The organism is Escherichia sp. E14V7, assembly GCF_004212225.1.
In the GTDB taxonomy this organism is placed as follows: Bacteria; Pseudomonadota; Gammaproteobacteria; order Enterobacterales; family Enterobacteriaceae; genus Escherichia.
Genome location: NZ_RHJJ01000014.1, coordinates 238,686 through 263,813, shown reverse-complemented (window position 1 = coordinate 263,813; position 25,128 = coordinate 238,686). Strand labels below are relative to the sequence as shown.

Below are 25,128 nucleotides of genomic sequence, written 5' to 3'. Positions count from 1 at the left end.
TTACCGCTTGGCGATACCCCATCCGTACAACGCTTTCTGGTGAATGGTGCGGGAGGCGAGACTTGAACTCGCACACCTTGCGGCGCCAGAACCTAAATCTGGTGCGTCTACCAATTTCGCCACTCCCGCAAAAAAAAGATGGTGGCTACGACGGGATTCGAACCTGTGACCCCATCATTATGAGTGATGTGCTCTAACCAACTGAGCTACGTAGCCATCTTTTTTTTCGCGATACCTTATCGGCGTTGCGGGGCGCATTATGCGTATAGAGCCTTGCAGCGTCAACATCTTTTTCAAGGAAAATTGCTCGAAAGTGACTGTTTGGTTAGGTTGCGAACAGCGTGGCGCTATATTCGTCAATTATTGTTTACTTTGTGTTTTTCCCCTGCCTTACAGCCATTCTTTTGTCACACAGGATGAAATTCGGAATTCAACAATAGTGGTGGGAAATTAATCTATGAAATACTGGCCCGTTGCACAGGACAGGGCAGGGATCGCTACGCCTGCATCTCTGCTATCACTTCAGGCGATTTATTGAGGGAATACTATGCTGCGTTTTATGACGATGTTGATGGGTGTTTTATTACTTATGCAATCCGCGTTTGCCGATACGGTCAAACCGGAAATCGGTAAATATGTTTTTGGCTATCGTGGGCAGGAAGGCGCTGTGGTGTGGATGATGCGAATCGGGCCGAAAGCGTCTAATGAGGCACTCGTTCAGGTATCGCATGTTGATAATGACATCGATGGTCAGATTTTTCGCTGCAAAGTAAAAGTATTACAGGAAGGTGAGAAATCTTATACCGCTGTAATCAAGGGTGAATCTTTTGAGTTATTACGCCTGAAAGAGGGAAATGGAAGCCTGCATATCCCGGAGGAATCGGCAACCTGGTCAGTCGCTTACAATAATGAGTTATCTGACAGCGATGTAGCAAATCCGGAACATTTCCTCACTGCGTATCAGAATCAACAAGCTCCCCAGTAACTGAAATTGCCCCGGATTTCTCCGGGGCAATATTACACGTCTTATTTATACGCTGACTGGTGAACGCCAACCGCACGACCAGACGGATCGTCCATTTTCTTGAACGCCTCATCCCACTCGATCGCTTTAGCGGAAGAACACGCGACGGAAGGACCGCCCGGCACGCACTCAGCGGCGCTCGGAAGCGGGAACAGTTCTTCAAAAATCTCCCGGTACAGGTACGCTTCTTTTGAGGTCGGCGTGTTGTATGGGAAGCGGAAGCGGGCTGTTTCCAGTTGCTGATCAGAAACCTGCTGTGCCGCCACTTCTTTCAGTGTGTCAATCCAACTGTAACCGACGCCATCGGAGAACTGCTCTTTCTGCCGCCAGGCAACACTTGCAGGCAGGTACGACTCAAAACATTCACGCAGGATGTGTTTTTCCATCTTACCGTTACCGCACATTTTATCCTGCGGGTTAATACGCATTGCTACGTCGAGGAATTTCTTGTCGAGGAACGGAACGCGTGCTTCCACGCCCCAGGCTGACATCGCTTTGTTGGCACGCGCGCAGTCATACATATGCAGAGCCAGCAGTTTACGCACCGTCTCTTCATGCAGTTCTTTAGCGTTCGGCGCTTTGTGGAAGTAAAGATAACCGCCAAACACTTCGTCAGAACCTTCACCGGACAACACCATTTTAATGCCCATCGCCTTGATCTTACGCGACATTAAATACATCGGTGTTGAAGCGCGAATAGTGGTCACATCGTACGTTTCGATGTGGTAAATCACATCGCGGATGGCATCCAGACCTTCCTGTACAGTGAAGTGAATTTCGTGGTGCACAGTACCCAGATGGTTCGCCACTTCCTGGGCTGCTTTCAGATCCGGTGAACCCGGCAGACCTACAGCAAAGGAGTGCAACTGCGGCCACCAGGCTTCAGAGCGTTCCTGATCTTCCACGCGACGGGCGGCGTATTTCTTGGTGATCGCGGAAATAATTGAGGAATCCAGACCACCGGAAAGCAGCACACCGTAAGGCACATCAGACATCAGATGGCTTTTTACGGAATCTTCCAGTGCCTGACGCAGTTCATTTTTATCGGTCACGTTATCTTTCACTGCATCAAAGTCGAACCAGTCGCGATGATAATAAGAACGGATTTCGCCGTCCTGACTCCATAAATAGCTCCCCGCCGGGAACTCTTTAATCGTGCGGCAAACTGGCACCAGCGCTTTCATTTCTGAGGCCACATACAGCTGACCGTGTTCGTCATAGCCCATATACAGTGGGATGATCCCCAGATGGTCGCGACCAATCAGATATGCATCTTTTTCGCTGTCGTACAGGGCAAAGGCAAACATGCCCTGCAAGTCGTCGAGAAATTCCGGCCCTTTTTCCTGATACAGCGCGAGGATCACTTCACAGTCAGACCCGGTCTGGAACTGGTAACGATCGCCATATTCAGCGCGCAATGCCTGGTGGTTGTAGATTTCACCGTTTACCGCCAGTACGTGGGTTTTTTGTTGGTTGTAGAGAGGTTGCGCCCCCGCGTTAACGTCAACAATTGACAGACGTTCGTGGGCGAGAATGGCGTTATCGCTGGCATAAATACCGGACCAGTCCGGGCCGCGATGACGCATCAGGCGTGACAGCTCGAGTGCTTTCTTACGCAGCTCAACTGCGTCTGTTTTGATATCGAATACGCCAAAAATTGAACACATAACCTTCTCCGTTAACCTGGTATTTGTTGCTTGTTGTGTTTGCTTGTTTAAAAAAATGCCGCAAAGCAGCACTGTGCGCAAGAGATTTGGCGGTCGAAAAATAAAAAACGTAATAGTGATTGTCGATTGGTGAAAAAAGGTCTGGTGTGAGGATGTATTTATTGATGAATCGATAATTTTTAGCGGGTTTTATTGAATGGTTATATTTTACGGGGGCCAAATTGCTGACAAAGTGCGATTTGTTCATGCCGGATGCGGCGTGAACACCTTATCCAGCCTACAAAAGCATGAAAATTCAATATATTGCAGGAGCTGCGTGGGCCTGATAAGCGTAGCGCATCAGGCTGTTTGGCGTTTGTCATCAATATCAACCACGCCCTGAGACGTGGTTGCTATTCAGATAACGTCGATTTCAGCGACTGACGGGTAAATCCAGCTTGGGCGGAACGGCATGCTGTCGATATCGTCGAGCGACGAAACGCCGGAGAGCACAAGAATCGTCTCCAGACCGGCCTGGAAGCCCGCCAGAATGTCGGTACGTAGGTTATCGCCGACAATCACCGTTTCTTCCGAGTGGGCCTGCATTTTGTTTAATGCTGCACGGATGATCCACGGGCTGGGTTTACCAACATAGAACGGTTTGCGCCCGGATATTTTCTCAATGCCCGCGCACAGCGCGCCACAGGCGGGATAAAAACCGCGCCCGTGGGTGTCCGGGTTGGTGGCGATAAAGCGTGCACCATTAGCGACGAAATAGGCCGCTTTATGCATCATGTCCCAGTTGTAGGAACGCGTTTCGCCAACAATCACAAAATCAGGGTTAACATCGGTAATCGTAAAACCAGCTTTGTACAGTTCATGAATCAGTGCGCCTTCGCCCACCACATACGCTTTCTTGCCTTCCTGGCGACGCAGGAAATCGGCGGTTGCCATCGCGGAGGTATAAAACACGCTGTCCGGCACATCGACACCGGCAGTGGCAAAGCGGTTCGCCAGATCTTGCCCGGTCTGCGAAGGATAGTTGGTCAGCAACACCAGCGGCAGGCCTTTATCCATAATCCCGTGCAAAAATTCCGCTGCACCCGGTACGGCGACGTTATCGTGCATCAGCACGCCGTCGATATCGCAAATTACATTTTTAATGGTCATGGACTACCCAGAATATTGACAACAATAAGCGCCACTATAAAAGCACATTAATTTTCCAGCAAATGCTGGAGCAAAATACCGTTGAGCATGGCGCGTTTTACCAGCGCAAAAGCGCCGATTGCTGAGCGGTGATCCAGCTCAGAACGTACCACCGGCAGATTAGTGCGAAACGCCTTCAGTGCCTGAGTATTAATGCAGCTTTCGATAGCAGGGAGTAGCACTTTATCGGCTTCGGTGATTTCACCGGCAATGACAATTTTTTGCGGATTAAATAAGTTGATAGCAATGGCGATGGTTTTGCCCAGATGACGACCTACGTACTCGATCACTTCCGAGGCCAGGCTATCGCCTTTGTTCGCGGCTTTGCAGATTGTTTTGATAGTGCAGTCATCCAGCGGCACACGGCTCTGATAGCCCTGCTTTAACAGATTCAACACACGTTGTTCAATGGCAGCGTTGGCAGCGATAGTTTCCAGGCAGCCGAAGTTGCCACAGTGGCAGCGTTCTCCCAGCGGTTCGACCTGAATATGGCCAATTTCGCCGACGTTGCCGTTGCGGCCGATAAAAATGCGCCCGTTAGAGATGATTCCTGCCCCCGTTCCGCGATGCACGCGCACCAGAATGGAGTCTTCGCAATCCTGACTTGCACCGAAGTAGTGCTCTGCCAGCGCCAGACTGCGGATATCGTGGCCGACAAAACAGGTCACTTTAAAACGCTCTTCCAGTGCTTCAACCAGCCCCCAGTTTTCCACCTGAATATGCGGCATGTAGTGAATTTTGCCGCTGTCCGGGTCGACCAGCCCTGGCAGGATCACTGAAATGGCGATCAGCTCCCGCAGCTTGCGCTGGTGGTTATCAATAAACTGAGTAATGGCATTCAGCAGGGCATGTTCCAGCGTCTGCTGGGTACGTTCCGGTAGCGGGTAATGTTCTTCTGCCAGAACTTTGCTGCTGAGATCAAACAGGGTGATGGTGGCGTCGTGACGACCGAGACGTACGCCGATTGCGTGGAAATTGCGGGTTTCGGTGACGATAGAGATAGCGCGGCGGCCCCCGGTGGAGGCCTGCTGATCAACTTCTTTGATCAGCCCGCGTTCGATAAGCTGACGCGTAATTTTGGTTACGCTGGCGGGGGCAAGCTGGCTTTGCTCAGCAATCTGAATTCGCGAGATTGGCCCATGCTGGTCAATCAGGCGATAAACCGCCGCGCTGTTAAGCTGTTTTACGAGATCAACATTACCTATCTGAGCTTGTCCGCCTGGTGTCATACTTTCTCTTATTGGGTTACGACCTCGTTACCGTTAACGATGGTCCTGGTGATTTTAAAATCAGGTGTGAATGCGGTCAGGTTGGCCACTTTACCTGCGGCGAGAGTGCCGAGACGTTTTTCAACGCCAATCGCACGAGCCGGATAGAGCGTCGCCATACGCAGCACTTCATCCAGTGCGATACCGCAATGTTCAACCAGATTACGCACGCCTTCAATCATGGTTAAGGATGAACCACTTAACGTACCATTCTCATCCACACAAAGTCCGTTGCGGTAGTATATTGTTTTACCCGCAAAAATGAACTGTTCAATATTGGCACCTGCTGGCGCAGTCGCGTCAGTGACCAGACACAGTTTGTCGCCTTTCAGACGTTTGGCATTGCGAATGTTGGCGTAATCAACATGCAGACCATCGGCAATAATACCGCAATAAATGTCCGCTTCGTCGAGGATCGCGCCCGCCAGGCCCGGTTCACGACCGGTAATATACGGCATCGCGTTGTACAGATGGGTGGCAAAGGTAATCCCCGCGCGGAAACCGGCTTTCGCTTCTTTTAACGTTGCATTGGAGTGACCGGCAGACACCACAATCCCGGCATTTGCCAGTTTGCTGATCACTTCTGCTGGAACCATTTCCGGTGCCAGCGTCACTTTGGTAATGACATCGGCATTTTCACACAGGAAATCGACCAGCGCGGCATCCGGTTTACGTACGAAATTCGGATTATGGGTACCTTTTTTCACCAGATTCAGCCACGGGCCTTCCAGGTGTAAACCTAACGCCTGATTCGGATGTTTTGCCAGGTACCCGCGCATCACGCGAACACCCTGTTTCATCAGGTCATCGCTGGTGGTGATAAGCGTCGGCAAATAGTTTGTGCAGCCTGATTTCTCATTGGCTTTCTGCATGATTTCCAGCGTTTCCACGCTGACCGCTTCAGCGGTATCGTTAAACTGTACGCCGCCGCAGCCGTTTAACTGCACATCGATAAAACCGGGGGAGAGAATGGCCCCGTTCAGTGAACGTTGTTCAATCTCTGGCGGCAGTTCCGCTACTGGGCAGACGCTTTTAATCAGGCCATCAGCGATAACAACTGCATGGTCATCAAGAAATTCATGACCGGTAAAGATCCGGCCCTGGGTTAATGCATACATTCCGACCCCCGATTTCAAAAATAATAATGCCCTGAGCAAGGCGTCAGGGCAGGGATAACAATTACAGACCTTTGATATTTTCTGCTTCTAATTCGTTGAAATATCTTAAAGTCTTAACCTTTAGCTCCATGGTGGAAGGCTCATCGCACACCATGATCGCTTTCGGATGCAGTTGCAGACAGCTGATGGTCCACATGTGGTTAACGCAACCTTCAACGGCAGCCTGCAGTGCCAGTGCTTTCTGGCTGCCCAGCACCAGAATCATCACTTCTTCGGCATCCAGCAGTGTACCCACACCTACGGTCAGCGCATATTTTGGCACCTGATTAACATCGTTATCAAAGAAACGAGAGTTTGCGACGCGAGTGTCATGTGTCAGGGTTTTGATACGGGTGCGAGAGGCAAGAGAAGAGGCTGGTTCGTTAAATGCAATGTGACCGTCGTTACCTACACCACCCATAAACAGATGGATTTTACCGTAAGAGCGAATTTTTTCTTCATACTGGCGGCATTCGGCGTCGATATCCGGGGCATTGCCGTTGAGAAGGTTGATATTTTCTGCTGGAATATCAACGTGATCGAAGAAGTTACGGTGCATAAAACTGTAGTAGCTTTCCGGATGCTCTTTCGGCAGACCGACATATTCGTCCATGTTGAAGGTGACAACGTGCTTAAAGCTGACCTGGCCTGCTTTATGCATTTCGACTAACGCTTTATAGGTGGTCATCGGCGTGCCGCCAGTCGGCAGGCCAAGCACAAACGGACGATCGGCTGTCGGTTTGAACGCATTAATACGATTAACGATATGGCGAGCAGCCCATTTGCCGACCTGTTCAGCGGTAGTCAGGGGGATCAGTCTCATTATTCACCTCAAGTAAGTAAAAAGTAAGCCGTTGGCGGATTAGGCATCTTTAAGCGTAACCTGGATTTGCGCAGACAGGCGTCAATCCGACCTGATTTTTTGAATGATAAAATAAGTTTTCTGGTTTAGCCAGTAAAAGGGAGTAATGATAACGATATTTGGTGACAAAACTCACAAAAGACGCGCGTTTAATTTGCGGTACGAATTAAATTTTCACACACTCTGTAGCAGATGATCTAACAATATGATTACAGAACATCGGCAGTACAATTTGCTGCAAAATAAAAATACGGCTTTAAACTAGCCAAATAGGGTTCTCGTAGGGGGAATAAGATGAATATTTTAGGTTTTTTCCAGCGACTCGGTAGGGCGTTACAGCTCCCTATCGCGGTGCTGCCGGTGGCGGCACTGTTGCTGCGATTCGGCCAGCCAGATTTACTTAATGTTGCGTTTATTGCCCAGGCAGGCGGCGCGATTTTTGATAACCTGGCGTTGATCTTTGCGATCGGCGTGGCCTCCAGCTGGTCCAAAGACAGTGCAGGTGCAGCTGCGTTGGCGGGTGCGGTTGGTTACTTTGTGTTAACTAAAGCGATGGTGACCATCAACCCAGAAATTAACATGGGGGTTCTGGCAGGTATCATTACCGGTCTGGTCGGTGGTGCAGCCTATAACCGTTGGTCTGATATTAAACTGCCGGACTTCCTGAGCTTCTTCGGCGGCAAACGTTTTGTGCCGATCGCCACCGGCTTCTTCTGCCTGGTGCTGGCAGCCATTTTTGGTTACGTCTGGCCGCCGGTACAGCACGCTATCCATGCAGGCGGCGAGTGGATCGTTTCTGCGGGCGCGCTGGGTTCCGGTATCTTTGGTTTCATCAACCGTCTGCTGATCCCAACCGGTCTGCATCAGGTACTGAATACCATCGCCTGGTTCCAGATTGGTGAATTCACCAACTCTGCGGGTACGGTTTTCCACGGTGACATCAACCGCTTCTATGCGGGCGACGGCACTGCGGGGATGTTCATGTCTGGCTTCTTCCCGATCATGATGTTCGGTCTGCCAGGTGCGGCGCTGGCGATGTACTTCGCAGCACCGAAAGAGCGTCGCCCGATGGTTGGCGGGATGCTGCTTTCTGTTGCTATCACCGCGTTCCTGACCGGTGTGACTGAGCCGCTGGAATTCCTGTTTATGTTCCTTGCTCCGCTGCTGTACCTCCTGCACGCACTGCTGACGGGTATCAGTCTGTTTGTGGCAACGTTACTGGGGATCCACGCGGGCTTCTCCTTCTCTGCGGGCGCTATCGACTACGCGTTGATGTACAACCTGCCAGCAGCCAGCCAGAACGTCTGGATGCTGCTGGTGATGGGCGTTGTTTTCTTCGCTATCTACTTTGTGGTGTTCAGTGCGGTTATCCGTATGTTCAACCTAAAAACGCCAGGTCGTGAAGATAAAGATGACGAGATCGTTACTGAAGAAGCGAACAGCAATACCGAAGAAGGCTTAACTCAACTGGCAACCAACTACATTGCGGCAGTTGGTGGTAGTGACAATCTAAAAGCGATTGACGCCTGTATTACTCGTCTGCGCTTGACTGTGGCTGACTCAGCACGTGTCAACGATGCGATGTGTAAACGTCTGGGGGCCTCTGGTGTGGTGAAACTGAACAAACAGACCATCCAGGTGATTGTCGGCGCGAAAGCAGAATCCATCGGCGATGCGATGAAGAAAGTCGTTGCTCGTGGCCCGGTAGCTGCTGCTTCTGCTGAAGCTGCTCCGGCAACTGCCGCTCCGGTAGCGAAACCGCAGGCTGTACCAAACGCAGTGTCTATCGCTGAGCTGGTATCGCCAATTACCGGTGATGTTGTCGCACTGGATCAGGTGCCAGACGAAGCGTTCGCCAGCAAAGCCGTGGGCGACGGTGTGGCGGTGAAACCGACGGATAAAATCGTTGTATCACCAGCGGCGGGAACCATCGTGAAAATCTTCAACACCAACCACGCGTTCTGCCTTGAAACTGAAAAAGGCGCAGAGATCGTCGTCCACATGGGTATCGACACCGTAGCGCTGGAAGGTAAAGGCTTTAAACGTCTGGTGGAAGAGGGCGCGCAGGTAAGCGCAGGGCAACCGATTCTGGAAATGGATCTGGATTACCTGAACGCTAACGCCCGCTCGATGACTAGCCCGGTGGTTTGCAGCAATATCGACGATTTCAGCGGCTTGATCATTAAAGCTCAGGGCCATGTTGTGGCGGGTCAAACACCGCTGTATGAAATCAAAAAGTAATCTGCTTTATGCCTGATGCGACGCTTGACGCGTCTTATCAGGCGCTACAAAAGCGCTGTGTAGGTTGGATAAGACGCATAAGCCTCACATCCAACAATGACGCAGGACTGGCAAAAGCGGTGGAGATCTTCTCTGCCGCTTTTTTTTTCATCAACTATCCCCATAATTTTTGTTAGATTTTTCGATTTTCTCTAACTAACAGTTGTCAGCCTGTCCCGCTTATAAGATCATACGCCGTTATACGTTGTTTACGCTTTGAGGAATCCACGATGAGTGAGGCAGAAGCCCGCCCGACTAACTTTATTCGTCAGATCATCGATGAAGATCTGGCCAGTGGTAAGCACACCACAGTACACACCCGTTTCCCGCCGGAGCCTAATGGCTATCTGCATATTGGCCATGCGAAATCTATCTGCCTGAACTTCGGGATCGCCCAGGACTATAAAGGCCAGTGCAACCTGCGTTTCGACGACACTAACCCGGTAAAAGAAGATATCGAGTATGTCGATTCGATCAAAAACGACGTTGAGTGGTTAGGTTTTCACTGGTCTGGTAACGTCCGTTACTCCTCCGATTATTTTGATCAGCTCCACGCCTATGCTGTTGAACTGATCAATAAAGGCCTGGCGTACGTTGATGAACTGACACCGGAACAGATCCGCGAATACCGCGGCACCCTGACGCAGCCGGGTAAAAACAGCCCGTACCGCGACCGCAGCGTTGAAGAGAACCTGGCGCTGTTCGAGAAAATGCGTACCGGCGGTTTTGAAGAAGGTAAAGCCTGCCTGCGCGCGAAAATCGACATGGCTTCGCCGTTTATCGTGATGCGCGATCCGGTGCTGTACCGCATTAAGTTTGCTGAACACCACCAGACCGGCAACAAGTGGTGCATCTACCCGATGTACGACTTCACCCATTGCATCAGCGATGCGCTGGAAGGCATTACGCACTCTCTGTGTACGCTGGAGTTCCAGGACAACCGCCGTCTGTACGACTGGGTACTGGACAACATCACCATTCCTGTTCATCCGCGCCAGTACGAATTCTCGCGCCTGAATCTGGAATACACCGTGATGTCCAAGCGTAAGCTGAACCAACTGGTCACCGACAAGCACGTAGAAGGTTGGGATGATCCGCGTATGCCGACCATTTCCGGTCTGCGTCGTCGTGGTTACACTGCGGCTTCTATTCGTGAGTTCTGCAAACGCATTGGCGTGACCAAGCAGGACAACACCATTGAGATGGCATCGCTGGAATCCTGCATTCGTGAAGATCTTAACGAGAACGCGCCGCGTGCAATGGCGGTTATCGACCCGGTGAAACTGGTTATCGAAAACTATCAGGGCGAAGGCGAAATGGTCACCATGCCGAACCATCCGAATAAACCGGAAATGGGCAGCCGTCAGGTGCCGTTTAGCGGTGAGATTTGGATCGATCGCGCCGATTTCCGCGAAGAAGCTAACAAGCAGTACAAGCGTCTGGTGCTGGGTAAAGAAGTGCGTCTGCGTAATGCTTATGTCATTAAGGCAGAACGCGTGGAGAAAGATGCCGAAGGCAATATCACCACCATCTTCTGTACTTACGATGCCGACACCTTAAGCAAAGATCCGGCTGATGGTCGTAAAGTCAAAGGCGTTATTCACTGGGTAAGCGCGGCACATGCGCTGCCGGTTGAAATCCGCCTGTACGATCGCCTGTTCAGTGTGCCGAATCCAGGCGCTGCGGATGATTTCCTGTCGGTGATTAACCAGGATTCTCTGGTCATCAAACAGGGCTTTGCTGAACCGTCTCTGAAAGATGCGGTGGCAGGTAAAGCATTCCAGTTTGAGCGCGAAGGCTACTTCTGCCTCGACAGCCGCCATTCCACAGCGGAAAAACCGGTATTTAACCGCACCGTTGGACTGCGTGATACCTGGGCGAAAGTAGGCGAGTAATTTTAAGTTTCGCTATGCCGGATGGGGCGTTTACGCCGCATCCGGCAAGGAACAGACAAACAGTTTCAAACGCTAAATTGCCTGATGCGCTACGCTTATCAGGCCTACATGATCTCTGCAATATATTGAATTTGCGTGCTTTTGTAGGCCGGATAAGGTGTTCACGTCGCATCCGGCAAGAAACATGCAAACAATCCAAAACGCCGCATTCAGCGGCGTTTTTTCTGCTTTTCTTCGCGAATTAATTCCGCTTTGTAATTTATTTATAAAACAAATTTAAAATTACAAATCATAATTAAATAAAATGTAACCGCTTTCATCTTGCTGGAAATTCACGCTTTTATTCTTATACAAGCCTTTCTACTACAAATTTAAACCTTGTAACAAAAATCATCAAAATATGTGCGGTTGCTCATGTTCTTACATTCTCGTTACAGAAAGAGATTGATAATTCGCGTCGCGAAAAATAGTCTATTCCTGTAGTCAGCGAGACTTTTCTCAACGCTACTTTTTTAATTTTTATTTTTTTCGCTGTTCACCTGTGGTGCAGCAATTTATACGTCAAAGAGGATTAACCCATGCGTACGTTTAGTGGCAAACGTAGTACGCTGGCGCTGGCTATCGCCGGTGTTACAGCAATGTCGGGCCTGGTGGCAATGCCGGAGGCTCGCGCCGAAGGATTCATCGACGATTCAACCTTAACCGGCGGTATCTATTACTGGCAGCGTGAACGTGACCGTAAAGATGTTACCGACGGCGACAAATACAAAACCAACCTTTCTCACTCCACCTGGAACGCCAACCTCGATTTTCAGTCCGGTTATGCTGCTGATATGTTCGGCCTTGATATTGCCGCGTTTACGGCGATTGAAATGGCGGAAAACGGCGACAGCTCTCACCCGAACGAAATCGCGTTTTCAAAAAGTAATAAAGCCTATGACGAAGACTGGTCCGGCGATAAAAGTGGTATAAGCCTGTATAAAGCAGCGGCCAAATTTAAATACGGTCCGGTGTGGGCGAGGGCAGGTTACATTCAGCCAACTGGTCAAACGCTGTTAGCGCCGCACTGGAGCTTTATGCCGGGTACTTATCAGGGTGCGGAAGCCGGGGCGAATTTTGATTACGGCGATGCTGGTGCGTTGAGTTTCTCCTACATGTGGACCAACGAATACAAAGCGCCGTGGCATCTGGAAATGGATGAGTTTTATCAGAATGATAAAACCACCAAAGTTGATTATCTGCACTCCATCGGTGCGAAATACGACTTCAAAAATAACTTCGTGCTGGAAGCGGCGTTTGGTCAGGCGGAAGGGTATATCGATCAGTACTTTGCCAAAGCCAGCTATAAATTTGATATCGCCGGTAGCCCGCTAACCGCCAGCTACCAGTTCTACGGTACGCGCGATAAAGTTGACGATCGTAGCGTCAACGATCTTTATGATGGCACCGCCTGGCTGCAGGCGCTGACCTTTGGTTACCGGGCGGCTGACGTAGTGGATTTGCGTCTGGAAGGCACCTGGGTTAAAGCTGACGGTCAGCAGGGATACTTCCTGCAACGTATGACTCCAACCTACGCTTCCTCGAACGGTCGCCTGGATATCTGGTGGGATAACCGTTCTGACTTTAACGCCAACGGCGAAAAAGCGGTCTTCTTCGGCGCGATGTATGACCTGAAAAACTGGAATCTTCCAGGCTTCGCCATCGGCGCCTCCTACGTTTACGCATGGGATGCTAAACCTGCGACCTGGCAGAGCAATCCGGATGCGTACTACGACAAGAACCGGACTATTGAAGAGTCTGCATACAGCCTGGATGCGGTCTACACCATTCAGGACGGTCGTGCCAAGGGCACGATGTTCAAACTGCACTTCACCGAATACGACAACCACTCCGACATCCCAAGCTGGGGCGGCGGTTACGGTAACATCTTCCAGGATGAGCGCGACGTGAAATTCATGGTAATCGCACCATTCACCATCTTCTGATGCCCGATGCGGCAGGTTTTGTGCCTGCCGCACATTTGAGGAATTCGCTATGAAAAAACTGATTCTCATCGCCATGATGGCATCGGGGCTGGTGGCTTGTGCGCAATCAACCGCGCCACAGGAAGACAGCCGCCTGAAAGAGGCGTACAGCGCCTGTATCAATACCGCGCAAGGTTCGCCGGAAAAAATTGAAGCCTGTCAGAGCGTGTTAAACGTGCTGAAGAAAGAGAAACAACATCAGCAATTTGCCGAGCAGGAAAGTGTCCGCGTGCTGGATTATCAGCAGTGCATCCAGGCAACGCAAACCGGTAATGACCAGGCAGTGAGAGCCGATTGTGATAAGGTCTGGCAGGAAATTCGCAGTAATAACAAATAAGTGAGGGCTGTAACTCTCGCTTTTCTTATTTCCCTTGTATAAAAAAAGCCAACCCGTAGGTTGGCTTGAGACTTATGGCAAACGCCAATTTGCCTGATGCGCTGCGCTTATCAGGCCTACCTTTTTATGCAATATATTGAATTTGAGCTGATTTGTAGGCCGGATAAGGCGTTCACGCCGCATCCGGCACGAACAAAGCGTATTATGCCAACAATATAAAGCCAACCCGTAGGTTGGCTTTTTCTCATTCAGGCTGACTTATTTGCCTTCGTGCGCGTGCTCATCTTCGCGGCAATCGCCTTCGGCACAGTGACCGTAAAGATAGAGACTATGGTTAGTCAGGCGAATGCCATGCTTCGCGGCAATTTCACGCTGACGCGCTTCGATAGATTCATCACTAAACTCGATAACCTTGCCACAGTCGAGGCAGATCAGGTGATCGTGGTGATGTTGTTGAGTCAGTTCAAATACGGATTTACCGCCTTCAAAATTGTGGCGGGTGACGATACCGGCGTCGTCAAACTGGTTCAGTACGCGATATACCGTAGCCAGACCAATTTCTTCACCCATATCGATCAGACGTTTGTATAAATCTTCCGCACTGACGTGATGGTTGTCCGGCTCCTGAAGAACTTCCAGGATTTTTAAACGTGGAAGCGTTACTTTCAGGCCAGCTTTCTTTAGGGCGGTATTGTTATCAGTCATGCGGAATCTGTCCTGTTACTAAGCGGTTCACTTCATTAAAAGAAGTGACAGAATTTGCTCTTGAGATAATGCGTATCATTATAGATTTGCCATGCCTAAATGAAAACTACAAGTCCCTGGCAAATATTGTTAATAAAAACGTGGCTTAGCTTACATTTACATCGGTAAGGCCACTTCAATACTGGAACATTGTACAGGTACTACGGCAAAAGTTACAAATTTGTAGCAATTATTTTGATTGGCATTATCTATTAATACGGCGTAGACATGAGTCTACGCCGCAGTACATCAGGCATTGATAATTTCGTCGAGATGCAGTTCTTCAGAAATTTGTTTTACCCATTTTTCTACACGTTCGGCGGTCAGTTCTGGCTGACGGTCTTCGTCGATAGCCAGGCCGACAAAGTGGTCATCATCCGCCAGACCTTTTGATGCTTCGAAATGGTAGCCCGCAGTTGGCCAGTGGCCAACAATGGTCGCACCGCGCGGTTCAATGATGTCACGAATGGTGCCTAAGGCGTCGCAGAAATATTCTGCGTAATCTTCCTGGTCGCCACAGCCAAACAGCGCAACCAGTTTACCATTGAAATCAATCTCTTCGAGAGTCGGGAAGAAGTCGTCCCAGTCACACTGTGCTTCGCCATAGTACCAGGTTGGGATGCCCAGCAGAAGAATGTCATAAGCTTCCAGATCTTCTTTGCTGCTTTTTGCAATGTCATGGACATCGGCAACGTCTTTACCAAGCTGTTTTTGAATCATTTTTGCGATATTTTCGGTATTACCGGTGTCGCTGCCGAAAAAGATGCCAGTGATAGCCATGAGTGAAATAACCTCTTGAAACTTATTGAAATGGGGGTGGCAAATTGCCCACGGATAAAGGCAATCATAGCAGAACAGGCAGTCTTGCGGAATCAGCAAACGAGCAGGACTGCACACTGTGCTACACGAAAGTGGATATTTAAACGATGCCCTGATTACGCAGCGCCGCCAGTTGCTGCATCAATATCTCTTCGATCAGTTCGCTACGGCTCATATTGCGCGACTCCGCCAGCTCGTTCAGCGCCTCGACAGCTTCCGCGTTCAGCTTCAGTTCGACACGCTTAAGGCCACGTACTTTGTCGCGTTTTAGCTGGTTGCGTTTATTAATACGCAGCTGTTCATCGCGCGAAAGCGGATTGGTTTTCGGTCGTCCCGGTCGACGCTCGTGCGCGAACAGATCTAATGTCGTACGGTCCGTTTGTTCTTTGGCCATGATCTTGGTGACTTCGGGGGAAACAATCAGCCAGGCGCCTGCCCGGATGGATAGCCCGCCATAATACAACAGCGTGAGGAATCTCGCCAACGCCCACGCGCGGAATGCCGCGCGGACGCTGAGTTTTTAATCAGTTGCGTTAATCATTAAGATAGCGACGGATAGCCCGCAGCACAGCATCCGGTTTTTCTGCGTGTACCCAATGACCCGCGCCTGCAATGACATGCGCCCGTGCTTGTGGGAATTGCGCCAGCAAATCATCACGATACTGTTCAGTAACATACGGGGAATTGCCGCCAGGAATAAACAGAGCAGGGTGGTTCCATGCCGGAATTTTCTCCCAGCCAACAATATGTGGATACTGATCCCATAATACTGGCACGTTAAAACGCCACTCACCGTCAACAAAAGATTTCAGCAGGAATTGAATCACGCCCTCTTCATTAATATATTGGCGCATCACTACAGCGGCCTGTTGGCGCGTTTGCGCGTCGGATCCACTGACCGCGTTGATAGCTGCGAAAATTTCATCATGACGGCGTACGTGATAATCCACCGGCGCGATATCGATCGCTACCAGTTTCTCGATGCGATCGGGCGCCAACGCGGTCAGTGCCATCACAGCTTTACCCCCCATTGAGTGACCAATAAATGTCGCCTTATCGATCTGCAGCGCATCCAGAGTATCAACAAGATCCTGGGCCATCGCCGGGTAATTCATATGTGGATCTCGTGGCGAAAGTCCGTGGTTACGCATATCAACCTGGATGATATTGTGATCGTTTACCAGGTCGCGCGCCAGCACGCCGAGGTTGTCAAGGCTACCAAACAACCCGTGGACGAGGACGATGGGAGAATTATTATGCTGATTTTGTGCAGATTGCGCGCGGATATTCAATTTCATGGCAAAGTTCTTTTTTTCGAGTAGTTGGGTTAGGGTATTATGTTGACCATTGTGCCACAGGGCTGCAACAGATAAGGTTTAATCCGATTTTTTCTGCAAGCCAGGCTTGACGCTATCCGCTGCCGGGATTTATTCATATACTCCTGGCGACTTGTATTCAGCTAAGACACCGCACTGGATTAAGATGAAAACGATTGAAGTTGATGATGAACTCTACAGCTATATTGCCAGCCACACTAAGCATATCGGCGAGAGCGCATCCGACATTTTACGGCGTATGTTGAAATTTTCCGCCGCATCACAGCCTGCTGCTCCGGTGACGAAAGAGGTTCGCATTGCGTCGCCTGCTATCGTCGAAGCGAAGCCGATCAAAACGGTGAAAGACAAAGTGCGCGCGATGCGTGAACTTTTGCTTTCCGATGAATACGCAGAGCAAAAGCGAGCGGTCAATCGCTTTATGCTGCTGTTGTCTACACTATATTCTCTTGACGCCCAGGCGTTTGCCGAGGCAACGGAATCGTTGCACGGCCGCACGCGCGTTTACTTTGCAGCAGATGAACAGACGCTGCTGAAAAATGGTAATCAGACCAAGCCGAAGCATGTGCCAGGCACGCCGTATTGGGTGATCACCAACACTAACACTGGCCGTAAATGCAGCATGATTGAACACATCATGCAGTCGATGCAATTCCCGGCGGAATTGATTGAAAAGGTTTGCGGGACAATTTAAAACAACGTTGCAGATAAAGGACAAAGCAATGGCAATCCACAATCGTGCAGGCCAACCTGCACAGCAGAGTGATTTGATAAACGTCGCCCAACTGACGGCGCAATATTATGTACTGAAACCAGAAGCAGGGAATGCGGAGCACGCGGTGAAATTCGGTACTTCCGGTCACCGTGGCAGTGCAGCGCGCCATAGCTTTAACGAGCCGCATATTCTGGCTATTGCTCAGGCGATTGCCGAAGAACGGGCGAAAAACGGCATCACTGGCCCTTGCTATGTGGGTAAAGATACTCACGCCCTGTCCGAACCTGCGTTTATTTCTGTACTGGAAGTGCTGGCAGCGAACGGGGTAGACGTTATTGTGCAGGAAAACAATGGCTTCACTCCGACACCTGCCGTCTCTAATGCCATTCTGGTTCACAATAAAAAAGGTGGACCGCTGGCAGATGGTATCGTGATTACGCCGTCCCATAACCCGCCGGAAGACGGTGGTATCAAGTACAACCCGCCAAATGGTGGCCCGGCTGATACCAACGTCACTAAAGTGGTGGAAGACAGAGCCAACGCACTGATGGCCGATGGCCTGAAAGGCGTGAAGCGTATCTCCCTCGACGAAGCGATGGCATCTGGTCATGTGAAAGAGCAAGATCTGGTGCAACCGTTCGTAGAAGGTCTGGCCGATATCGTTGATATGGCAGCGATTCAGAAAGCTGGCCTGACGCTGGGTGTTGATCCGTTGGGCGGTTCCGGTATCGAATACTGGAAGCGCATTGGCGAGTATTACAACCTCAACCTGACCATTGTTAACGATCAGGTCGATCAAACCTTCCGCTTTATGCACCTCGATAAAGACGGCGCAATCCGTATGGACTGTTCCTCTGAGTGTGCGATGGCGGGCCTGCTGGCGCTGCGTGATAAGTTTGATCTGGCGTTTGCCAACGACCCGGATTATGACCGTCACGGTATCGTCACTCCGGCTGGTTTGATGAACCCGAACCACTACCTGGCGGTGGCGATTAACTACCTGTTCCAGCATCGTCCGCAGTGGGGCAAAGATGTTGCCGTCGGTAAAACGCTGGTTTCATCTGCGATGATCGACCGTGTGGTCAATGACCTGGGCCGTAAGCTGGTAGAAGTACCGGTAGGTTTCAAATGGTTTGTTGATGGTTTGTTCGACGGCAGCTTCGGCTTTGGCGGCGAAGAGAGCGCGGGGGCTTCCTTCCTGCGTTTCGACGGCACGCCGTGGTCCACCGATAAAGACGGCATCATTATGTGTCTGCTGGCGGCGGAAATCACTGCTATCACCGGTAAGAACCCGCAGGAACACTACAACGAACTGGCAAAACGCTTTGGTGCGCCGAGCTATAACCGTTTGCAGGCAGCAGCGACTTCCGCACAAAAAGCGGCGCTGTCTAAGCTGTCTCCGGAAATGGTGAGCGCCAGCACCCTGGCAGGTGACCCGATTACCGCGCGCCTGACCGCAGCGCCTGGCAACGGTGCTTCTATCGGCGGGCTGAAAGTGATGACGGACAACGGCTGGTTCGCCGCGCGTCCGTCAGGCACCGAAGACGCATATAAGATCTACTGCGAAAGCTTCCTTGGTGAAGAACATCGTAAGCAGATTGAGAAAGAAGCGGTTGAGATTGTTAGCGAAGTTCTGAAAAACGCGTAATCACATTAAATAAGAAAAAGGGCGGTCGGAAGATCGCCCTTTTTTACTTATGACTGCCTGATGCGCTACGCTTATCAGGCCTACGAGGATGGTGCAATATATTGAATTTGCGCGATTTTGTAGATTTCGTAGGCCGGATAAGGCGTTCACGCCGCATCCGGCATTTCAACCCCTAAAGCATAAACCGATACCCAATACCGGTTTCAGTAATGAAATGGCGGGGGCGAGCGGGATCCTGTTCCAGTTTTTGTCGCAGATGTCCCATATAAATACGCAAATAATGACTGTGTTCGACCGCGTTTGGCCCCCACACCTGGTTAAGGAGCTGGCGCTGGGTGAGCACTTTTCCGGCATTGTTGAGCAGCACGGCCAGCAGACGGAACTCAATCGGTGTTAGATGTACTTCTTCCTCACCCCGGTGAATCACCCGGGCGGCTAAATCGACGGTAACATCGGAAAATTTCACCACTGGCTCGGGCGCGGTGGTAGTTGAGTGGCGGCGTAATGCGACGCGCAGACGGGCCTGCAATTCGCCAATGCCAAACGGCTTACTCAGATAATCATCCGCTCCGGCATCCAGCGCGGCGATTTTATCGCTCTCTTCGCTGCGTGCGGAAAGCACAATCACCGGCACCGCGCTCCACTGGCGCAGGTCGCGGATAAACTCAATCCCATCACCATCGGGCAGGCCGAGATCGAGAATAATCAAATCTGGCTTACGGGTTGCCGCTTCCAGCAAGCCACGTTGCAGCGTTTCGGCCTCAAAGACGCGCATCCCGTTGCCTTCCAGCGCCGTGCGCAGAAAGCGACGAATAGCCTGTTCATCTTCAACAATCAGAACGTTTGTCACATATCCTCATGAAATTCTTCAAGTTCAGGGGCAGTTTGCTGGGGAAGTGTAACACGAAAACAGGCACCACCTTCCGGTCGGTTGAACGCGGTAATGGTGCCGCCGTGTACATCCACTATCGCCCGACAAATTGCCAGCCCAAGCCCTACACCCGGCACCGCCGACTCTTTATTCCCGCGAGCAAACTTATCAAATATCGTCTGCTCCTGGCCTGGCGGAAGACCGGGGCCGTTATCCCAGACATCCAGTTGTAGATTTTCGCCCTCAACGTGGGCATCGATACCAATTTCGGCCTGCGCCCCCGCGTATTTCACCGCGTTCTCCAGCAGATTAATCAGCACCCGTTCAAAGAGTGGCCCGTCAACGTGGATTAAGGTCAGCGGTTCTGGCAGAGAAAGATTGATTGGTGACGATAAACCCGGTTCCAGCATTTGCAGCGCGCTGCCGACCACTTCTTCCAGCGTTAACCACTCTTTCTTCAAATTAAAGCCGCCGGACTGAATTCGCGCCATATCCAGTAGATTATTCACAAGTCGGGTAGTGTTCAGCACATGCTGACGAATCTCGCTGGCCTGACGGGCGTGGGGCGATCCTTCGCTTGCCAGATCGAGCGTTAAGATTTCAGCCTGACCAAACAGCACTGTAAGCGGAGTGCGTAAATCGTGCGAAAGCGCCGCCAGCAGGGCGTTGCGGATCTGTTCTCGTTCGCTTGCCATCCGCGCCTGTTCTTCGCTGGCGGTCAGCGTCAGCCGCTCAAGGGCATTGGCAACTAACAGCGTAAACGTCTCCAGCAGGCGCTGCTGTTCCGGGATCATCAACTGACGCAGATTCCCCGGTTCCACCACCACCAGTCCGTAGGTTTTCTCGCCGCTTTTTAACGGCAAAATCTGGTACGGTACACCGGGTAACGTGTCGGTGCCCGCACCCGCAGGCAGGCCTTTATCAAAACTCCACTGCGCGATAGCATCGTCCCACGGCGTCATTCCTTGCGGATGTGTTAACGGCTGCAATTTACCGTTGTCATCGGGTAACAGCACCTGACTGCGGGCATGAAACGTGGAGGCAATAAATTGTTCGCTGGTGGCGGCGATGTCCTGTGGACTGCGGCCCACTGCCAGAGCTTTCGACATTTCATATAAGTGCCGTGTGCGTTGCTCGCGGTAACGGGCTACCCGCGCCTGATAACGCACACCCGCAGTAAGGTTCCCGATCACCAGCCCGACGGTTAACATCACCGCGAAGGTCAGCAGATATTGCACATCAGAGACGGCGAGCGTGCCGCGTGGGGCGATAAAAAAGAGATCGAAACTCACCACATTAATGACGGTAGCAACCACCGAAGGCCAGCGTCCATAAAATAGCGCCACCACCACCACGCCAAGTAGATACAGCATCACCAGGTTGGCGGCATCAAACGCCATCAGCCACTGCATGGCAATTAAGGTGATAACGGCGCATAACGCGGCGGCAACCACGCATCCCTGAATCTGTACCCGCCACTTGTCTTTAAAAGAGCGGCTATCCGGCGCGTTGTTAATCGTGCGGGCGGGTGGTTCATCAAGCGCGACCAGCACCTGATCGAGATCGGGGGCGATGCGCGCCAGTCGGTCAGCAAACGTTTCCCGACGCCACCAGCGGCGCGAGGCTGGGCGACCGAGAATAATCTTGCCGAGATTATGTTCACGGGCATAACGCACTACCGCTTTCTCTTCCGCTGGATCAGAAAGTGTTGCCGTCTCCGCGCCCAGCTCCTGCGCCAGACGTAAGGCGCTGAGAATTGCCCGACGTTTTTTCTCCGGTAAGCGATGCAGGGCAGGGGTTTCAACATACACCGCGTGCCAGACGCTACCCAGCCGTGACGCCAGCCGCGCTGCCGCGCGGACCAGTTTTTCGCTGCCGGTGTTATGGCCGATGCATAAAAGGATCGCGTCGCGCGTGTGCCAGACTTTCTCTTCGCCAGGATGCCCCCGCCAGGCGCGCATTTGCTCATCAACGCGATCGGCAGTACGGCGCAGTGCCAGTTCGCGCAGGGCGATCAGATTGCCTTTGCGGAAAAAATGTTCAATGGCGCGCTCCGCCTGCCCGGCAATATAGACTTTGCCTTCTTTCAGCCGCTGGCGCAGATCGTCCGGGGGCAAGTCCACCAGCACCACGTCGTCGGCGGCATCGAAAAAAGGATCGGGCACGGTTTCCCGTACCTGAATTCCGGTTACGCCGCTGACCACATCATTCAGACTTTCCAGATGCTGAACGTTGACGGTAGTGAAAACATCAATGCCAGCTTCCAGCAGTTCTTCGATATCCTGCCAGCGTTTAGGATGACGAGAACCTGGCGCATTACTGTGCGCCAGTTCGTCCATTAAGATCAGCGCCGGACGGCGGGCGAGGGCGGCATCGAGATCAAACTCGCTGATATGCCGCCCACGGTACGCCTGGCGTTTTAACGGCAGAACAGCCAGCCCTTCCAGCATGGCGGCGGTATCTTTTCGCCCGTGGGTTTCTACCACGCCAACCACAATATCCAGCCCTTGCGCCCGCAGTCGCTGGGCTTCTGCCAGCATCGCCCAGGTCTTCCCGACGCCTGCGCAGGCACCGAAGAAAACTTTCAGCTTCCCCCGATGCGGCGCGGCAGTTTGTTCCAGCAGACGATCGGGGTCGGGACGTAAGGGTTCGTTATTCATCAAGTTTATCCAGCGCCAGATTGAGTTCGACAATGTTGACGACCGGCTGGCCGATATATTTCACCAGTGGTTGTTGGCTGTATTTTGCGATCAGTTGCGTGAGCTGTTCAACGCTGAGATTACGCGCTTTCGCTACGCGTGGGATCTGCCAGGCCGCCGCTTGCGGGGTGATGTTATTGTCCAGCCCGCTTGCCGACGCCGTCACCAGTTCAACCGGAACGTTCGCGCTGGCATCCGGGTTAGTGGCCCGTAATGCAGCAACGCGTGCGGCTATTAGTTTATCCAGCTCAGGGTTACTGACCGCCAGATTGCTCCCGCCAGAAGCCTGTGGATTATAGGGCATTTCTGCCGTTGCCGACGGGCGACCATGAAAATAGCCGTTGCCGGTAAAATTCTGCCCGATTAATGCCGAACCCCGCACCGTATCACCTTCACGAATCAACGAACCGTTGGCCTGCCAGGGAAACCACCATTGCCCCAGAACGGTGGTCAGCAGCGGGTAAACGCCGCCAGTAATCAATAACAGAAAGATAAATGTCGATAATGCCGGACGTAATCCACCCATGGTAAACCTCACACCAGACCGCAAACGGTCAGCAGTAAATCAATGACTTTGATACCAATAAACGGCACCAGCAGCCCACCCAGACCGTAAATCCATAAGTTACGGCGCAACATGGCAGAAGCGGTAAGCGGTTTATAACTCACGCCTTTTAACGCCAGAGGAATCAAAAAGACGATAATCAAGGCGTTGAAAATCACCGCACTGAGAATGGCGGAGTCGGGCGAATGCAGGCGCATGATGTTCAGCGCATTTAACTGCGGATACGTTGCTGCGAACGCCGCCGGAATAATGGCGAAGTATTTCGCCACATCGTTGGCAATGCTGAAGGTGGTCAGCGAGCCACGGGTCATCAGCATCTGTTTGCCAATATGCACCACCTCGATCAACTTGGTCGGGTTAGAGTCGAGATCCACCATATTGCCCGCTTCTTTCGCCGCCTGAGTACCGGAGTTCATCGCCACCGCGACATCTGCCTGCGCCAGCGCCGGAGCATCGTTAGTGCCGTCGCCGGTCATCGCTACCAAACGACCTTCCGCCTGATACTGACGGATCAATGCCAGCTTGGCCTCCGGTGTCGCTTCGGCGAGAAAATCATCGACACCCGCTTCCGCAGCAATCGCGGCGGCAGTCAGACGGTTATCGCCGGTAATCATCACCGTTTTAATGCCCATTTTACGCAGCTGGGCGAAGCGCTCTTTAATACCGCCTTTGACGATATCTTTCAGCGCAATAACGCCCAGCACACGAGAACCTTCCACCACCACCAGCGGCGTGGCTCCCTGACGCGCAACCTGATCGACTTTTTGATCGACATCGGCAGGGAAGTGACCACCGTTAGCCTCAACATGGCGGCGAATGGCATCGACAGAACCTTTACGGATCATGCGGTTGTCGATGTTGATCCCGCTCATCCGGCTTTGCGCAGTAAACGGTACAAAGGTGGCATGGAGCGACTGCACATCGCGCTCGCGCAGGTTAAAACGTTGCTTGGCGAGGATCACAATACTGCGGCCTTCCGGCGTTTCATCAGCCAGCGAAGCCAGTTGTGCGGCGTCAGCCAGCGTTTTTTCATCCACGCCCTGCGCGGGGATAAACTCCGATGCCTGACGGTTACCGAGTGTGATGGTGCCGGTTTTATCCAGTAGCAGAACGTCAACGTCACCTGCCGCTTCAACTGCACGTCCGCTGGTGGCAATCACATTCGCGCCCAGCATCCGACTCATCCCGGCGACGCCGATCGCTGACAACAGGCCGCCAATAGTGGTTGGGATCAGACAGACCAGCAGCGCCACCAGTACCGTTACACTGACTGCATTACCGCCCCACGCAGAAAACGGCCACAGCGTGGCGGTTGCCAGTAAAAAGACGATAGTCAGGGCAATCAGCAGGATGGTCAGGGCAATCTCGTTCGGCGTTTTACGTCGCTGTGCGCCTTCCACCATCGCGATCATCCGATCCAGAAATGTCTCGCCGGGGTTAACGCTACACTCAATCACCAGCCAGTCAGAGAGAATACGCGTGCCGCCAGTGACGGAGGCAAAATCGCCGCCGGATTCACGGATCACCGGAGCCGATTCCCCGGTGATGGCGCTTTCATCGACCGATGCGCCGCCTTCAATGACTTCACCATCGCAGGGGATAATATCGCCAGCTTCTACCAGTACGATATCGCCTTTACGCAGTTGATCGGCAGGAACTTTGTCTGCCACAGCGCCATATTTCGGTTCGCGCAGCTTGCGAGCAAAAGCGGTTTTTTTCACCCCTTTCAGACTGTTGGCCTGCGCTTTACTGCGGCCTTCTGCCAGCGCCTCGGCGAAATTAGCGAACAGTACGGTGATCCACAGCCAGCCGCTAATTGCCGCGCTAAACAGCGCATTGCCAGGCATCGCACCGCTTGCCATCGCGATGCTAATACAGGTGGTCAGCAGACTGCCGATCCAAACGATAAACATCACCGGATTGCGCCATTGCGCCTGCGGGTTTAATTTTTTCACCGCTTCTTTCAGCGCCTGAACGACAAGTGTTGGTTCGAATAGCGCCAGTTGTTTACGACTCATATTCAGTGCTCAC

The 25,128-nt window shown here is 51.9% G+C and carries 21 protein-coding genes and 2 tRNA genes; 7 read left to right on the top strand and 16 right to left on the bottom strand.

All coding sequences use genetic code 11. The features are described from left to right. Window positions 1-44 precede the first annotated feature (44 nt). Window positions 45-129, bottom strand: a tRNA-Leu gene (locus D9741_RS17265). A gap of 10 nt (window positions 130-139) precedes the next feature. After that, window positions 140-216: transfer RNA gene (locus D9741_RS17260), tRNA-Met, on the bottom strand. A 331-nt stretch (window positions 217-547) separates the two neighbouring features. Here D9741_RS17260 and D9741_RS17250 point away from each other — a divergent pair. Next, window positions 548-985 carry a hypothetical protein gene (locus D9741_RS17250; RefSeq protein WP_130215045.1) on the top strand — a complete coding sequence of 146 codons (438 nt, stop codon included), beginning with the start codon at window positions 548-550 and terminating at the stop codon, window positions 983-985. 41 nt (window positions 986-1,026) lie between these two features. On the opposite strand, the gene asnB is transcribed toward D9741_RS17250, so the two are convergent. The 5 genes from asnB to nagB form a co-directional block, all read right to left on the bottom strand. Continuing rightward, a complete protein-coding gene (gene asnB / locus D9741_RS17245; RefSeq protein ID WP_000337066.1) occupies window positions 1,027-2,691 on the bottom strand; it encodes an asparagine synthase B in 1,665 nt (554 codons plus the stop codon). Between the two features lie 396 nt (window positions 2,692-3,087). Further along, window positions 3,088-3,840, bottom strand: coding sequence for a ribonucleotide monophosphatase NagD (nagD, locus tag D9741_RS17240; RefSeq protein ID WP_000153129.1), 753 nt, complete (start codon window positions 3,838-3,840; stop codon window positions 3,088-3,090). Window positions 3,841-3,887: 47 nt separating this feature from the next. Then, window positions 3,888-5,108 carry a DNA-binding transcriptional regulator NagC gene (gene nagC, locus D9741_RS17235; RefSeq protein ID WP_130215043.1) on the bottom strand — a complete coding sequence of 407 codons (1,221 nt, stop codon included), beginning with the start codon at window positions 5,106-5,108 and terminating at the stop codon, window positions 3,888-3,890. Between the two features lie 8 nt (window positions 5,109-5,116). Next, on the bottom strand, window positions 5,117-6,265 hold the full coding sequence (nagA, locus tag D9741_RS17230) for an N-acetylglucosamine-6-phosphate deacetylase (RefSeq protein ID WP_130215042.1): 1,149 nt from the start codon (window positions 6,263-6,265) through the stop codon (window positions 5,117-5,119). Window positions 6,266-6,326: 61 nt separating this feature from the next. After that, window positions 6,327-7,127, bottom strand: a complete 801-nt coding sequence (gene nagB / locus D9741_RS17225) for a glucosamine-6-phosphate deaminase (RefSeq protein ID WP_001237072.1) — start codon at window positions 7,125-7,127, stop codon at window positions 6,327-6,329. Between the two features lie 333 nt (window positions 7,128-7,460). On the opposite strand from nagB, the gene nagE reads away from it, so the two are divergent. The 4 genes from nagE to chiQ all read left to right on the top strand — a co-directional run bounded on the left by nagE (window position 7,461) and on the right by chiQ (window position 13,702). Continuing rightward, window positions 7,461-9,407, top strand: a complete 1,947-nt coding sequence (nagE, locus tag D9741_RS17220) for a PTS N-acetyl glucosamine transporter subunit IIABC (RefSeq protein WP_130215040.1) — start codon at window positions 7,461-7,463, stop codon at window positions 9,405-9,407. 269 nt (window positions 9,408-9,676) lie between these two features. Further along, complete coding sequence (gene glnS, locus D9741_RS17215) at window positions 9,677-11,341, top strand: glutamine--tRNA ligase (RefSeq protein ID WP_130215038.1); 1,665 nt, start codon at window positions 9,677-9,679, stop codon at window positions 11,339-11,341. 578 nt (window positions 11,342-11,919) lie between these two features. Then, complete coding sequence (gene chiP / locus D9741_RS17210; RefSeq protein ID WP_130215036.1) at window positions 11,920-13,326, top strand: chitoporin; 1,407 nt, start codon at window positions 11,920-11,922, stop codon at window positions 13,324-13,326. Window positions 13,327-13,375: 49 nt separating this feature from the next. Then, complete coding sequence (gene chiQ, locus D9741_RS17205; RefSeq protein ID WP_130215034.1) at window positions 13,376-13,702, top strand: ChiQ/YbfN family lipoprotein; 327 nt, start codon at window positions 13,376-13,378, stop codon at window positions 13,700-13,702. A gap of 258 nt (window positions 13,703-13,960) precedes the next feature. On the opposite strand, the gene fur is transcribed toward chiQ, so the two are convergent. The 5 genes from fur to ybfF all read right to left on the bottom strand — a co-directional run bounded on the left by fur (window position 13,961) and on the right by ybfF (window position 16,563). Continuing rightward, on the bottom strand, window positions 13,961-14,407 hold the full coding sequence (gene fur / locus D9741_RS17200) for a ferric iron uptake transcriptional regulator (protein WP_000131706.1): 447 nt from the start codon (window positions 14,405-14,407) through the stop codon (window positions 13,961-13,963). Beyond that, entirely contained in the window at window positions 14,400-14,486 is an 87-nt protein-coding gene (gene uof, locus D9741_RS17195) for a fur leader peptide (protein WP_010380762.1), read from the bottom strand. The genes fur and uof overlap by 8 nt, the downstream gene beginning before the upstream one ends. Window positions 14,487-14,695: 209 nt before the next feature. Further along, complete coding sequence (fldA, locus tag D9741_RS17190) at window positions 14,696-15,226, bottom strand: flavodoxin FldA (RefSeq protein WP_010346538.1); 531 nt, start codon at window positions 15,224-15,226, stop codon at window positions 14,696-14,698. A 139-nt stretch (window positions 15,227-15,365) separates the two neighbouring features. Continuing rightward, a complete protein-coding gene (gene ybfE / locus D9741_RS17185; RefSeq protein WP_064528940.1) occupies window positions 15,366-15,659 on the bottom strand; it encodes a LexA regulated protein in 294 nt (97 codons plus the stop codon). Window positions 15,660-15,798: 139 nt separating this feature from the next. Then, window positions 15,799-16,563: an esterase gene (gene ybfF, locus D9741_RS17180; RefSeq protein ID WP_130215032.1), complete on the bottom strand. Its 765-nt coding sequence runs from the start codon at window positions 16,561-16,563 to the stop codon at window positions 15,799-15,801. A gap of 184 nt (window positions 16,564-16,747) precedes the next feature. On the opposite strand from ybfF, the gene seqA reads away from it, so the two are divergent. Then, the gene (gene seqA / locus D9741_RS17175; protein ID WP_024180018.1) at window positions 16,748-17,293 is read left to right on the top strand and encodes a replication initiation negative regulator SeqA; all 546 of its coding nucleotides are present in this window, start codon (window positions 16,748-16,750) and stop codon (window positions 17,291-17,293) included. A gap of 28 nt (window positions 17,294-17,321) precedes the next feature. Further along, window positions 17,322-18,962, top strand: coding sequence for a phosphoglucomutase (alpha-D-glucose-1,6-bisphosphate-dependent) (pgm, locus tag D9741_RS17170; RefSeq protein ID WP_130215030.1), 1,641 nt, complete (start codon window positions 17,322-17,324; stop codon window positions 18,960-18,962). Window positions 18,963-19,134: 172 nt separating this feature from the next. Here pgm and kdpE read toward each other — a convergent pair whose 3' ends face one another. From kdpE to kdpB, 4 genes are read right to left on the bottom strand one after another with little or no spacing between them, the layout of a single operon-like run. Next, window positions 19,135-19,812 carry a two-component system response regulator KdpE gene (kdpE, locus tag D9741_RS17165; protein ID WP_130215028.1) on the bottom strand — a complete coding sequence of 226 codons (678 nt, stop codon included), beginning with the start codon at window positions 19,810-19,812 and terminating at the stop codon, window positions 19,135-19,137. Further along, complete coding sequence (gene kdpD / locus D9741_RS17160; protein WP_001309343.1) at window positions 19,809-22,493, bottom strand: two-component system sensor histidine kinase KdpD; 2,685 nt, start codon at window positions 22,491-22,493, stop codon at window positions 19,809-19,811. Before kdpD ends, kdpE begins: the two co-directional genes overlap by 4 nt. Continuing rightward, window positions 22,486-23,058, bottom strand: coding sequence for a K(+)-transporting ATPase subunit C (gene kdpC / locus D9741_RS17155; RefSeq protein WP_130215026.1), 573 nt, complete (start codon window positions 23,056-23,058; stop codon window positions 22,486-22,488). The genes kdpD and kdpC overlap by 8 nt, the downstream gene beginning before the upstream one ends. A gap of 8 nt (window positions 23,059-23,066) precedes the next feature. Next, the gene (gene kdpB, locus D9741_RS17150) at window positions 23,067-25,115 is read right to left on the bottom strand and encodes a potassium-transporting ATPase subunit KdpB (RefSeq protein WP_000087947.1); all 2,049 of its coding nucleotides are present in this window, start codon (window positions 25,113-25,115) and stop codon (window positions 23,067-23,069) included. Window positions 25,116-25,128: the final 13 nt, after the last annotated feature.

Coding starts and splice junctions, on each gene's coding strand:
- D9741_RS17250 (WP_130215045.1), top strand. CDS start 548: ATGCTGCGTTTTATGACGATGTTGATGGGTGTTTTATTACTTATGCAA.
- asnB (WP_000337066.1), bottom strand. CDS start 2,691: ATGTGTTCAATTTTTGGCGTATTCGATATCAAAACAGACGCAGTTGAG.
- nagD (WP_000153129.1), bottom strand. CDS start 3,840: ATGACCATTAAAAATGTAATTTGCGATATCGACGGCGTGCTGATGCAC.
- nagC (WP_130215043.1), bottom strand. CDS start 5,108: ATGACACCAGGCGGACAAGCTCAGATAGGTAATGTTGATCTCGTAAAA.
- nagA (WP_130215042.1), bottom strand. CDS start 6,265: ATGTATGCATTAACCCAGGGCCGGATCTTTACCGGTCATGAATTTCTT.
- nagB (WP_001237072.1), bottom strand. CDS start 7,127: ATGAGACTGATCCCCCTGACTACCGCTGAACAGGTCGGCAAATGGGCT.
- nagE (WP_130215040.1), top strand. CDS start 7,461: ATGAATATTTTAGGTTTTTTCCAGCGACTCGGTAGGGCGTTACAGCTC.
- glnS (WP_130215038.1), top strand. CDS start 9,677: ATGAGTGAGGCAGAAGCCCGCCCGACTAACTTTATTCGTCAGATCATC.
- chiP (WP_130215036.1), top strand. CDS start 11,920: ATGCGTACGTTTAGTGGCAAACGTAGTACGCTGGCGCTGGCTATCGCC.
- chiQ (WP_130215034.1), top strand. CDS start 13,376: ATGAAAAAACTGATTCTCATCGCCATGATGGCATCGGGGCTGGTGGCT.
- fur (WP_000131706.1), bottom strand. CDS start 14,407: ATGACTGATAACAATACCGCCCTAAAGAAAGCTGGCCTGAAAGTAACG.
- uof (WP_010380762.1), bottom strand. CDS start 14,486: ATGATACGCATTATCTCAAGAGCAAATTCTGTCACTTCTTTTAATGAA.
- fldA (WP_010346538.1), bottom strand. CDS start 15,226: ATGGCTATCACTGGCATCTTTTTCGGCAGCGACACCGGTAATACCGAA.
- ybfE (WP_064528940.1), bottom strand. CDS start 15,659: ATGGCCAAAGAACAAACGGACCGTACGACATTAGATCTGTTCGCGCAC.
- ybfF (WP_130215032.1), bottom strand. CDS start 16,563: ATGAAATTGAATATCCGCGCGCAATCTGCACAAAATCAGCATAATAAT.
- seqA (WP_024180018.1), top strand. CDS start 16,748: ATGAAAACGATTGAAGTTGATGATGAACTCTACAGCTATATTGCCAGC.
- pgm (WP_130215030.1), top strand. CDS start 17,322: ATGGCAATCCACAATCGTGCAGGCCAACCTGCACAGCAGAGTGATTTG.
- kdpD (WP_001309343.1), bottom strand. CDS start 22,493: ATGAATAACGAACCCTTACGTCCCGACCCCGATCGTCTGCTGGAACAA.
- kdpC (WP_130215026.1), bottom strand. CDS start 23,058: ATGGGTGGATTACGTCCGGCATTATCGACATTTATCTTTCTGTTATTG.
- kdpB (WP_000087947.1), bottom strand. CDS start 25,115: ATGAGTCGTAAACAACTGGCGCTATTCGAACCAACACTTGTCGTTCAG.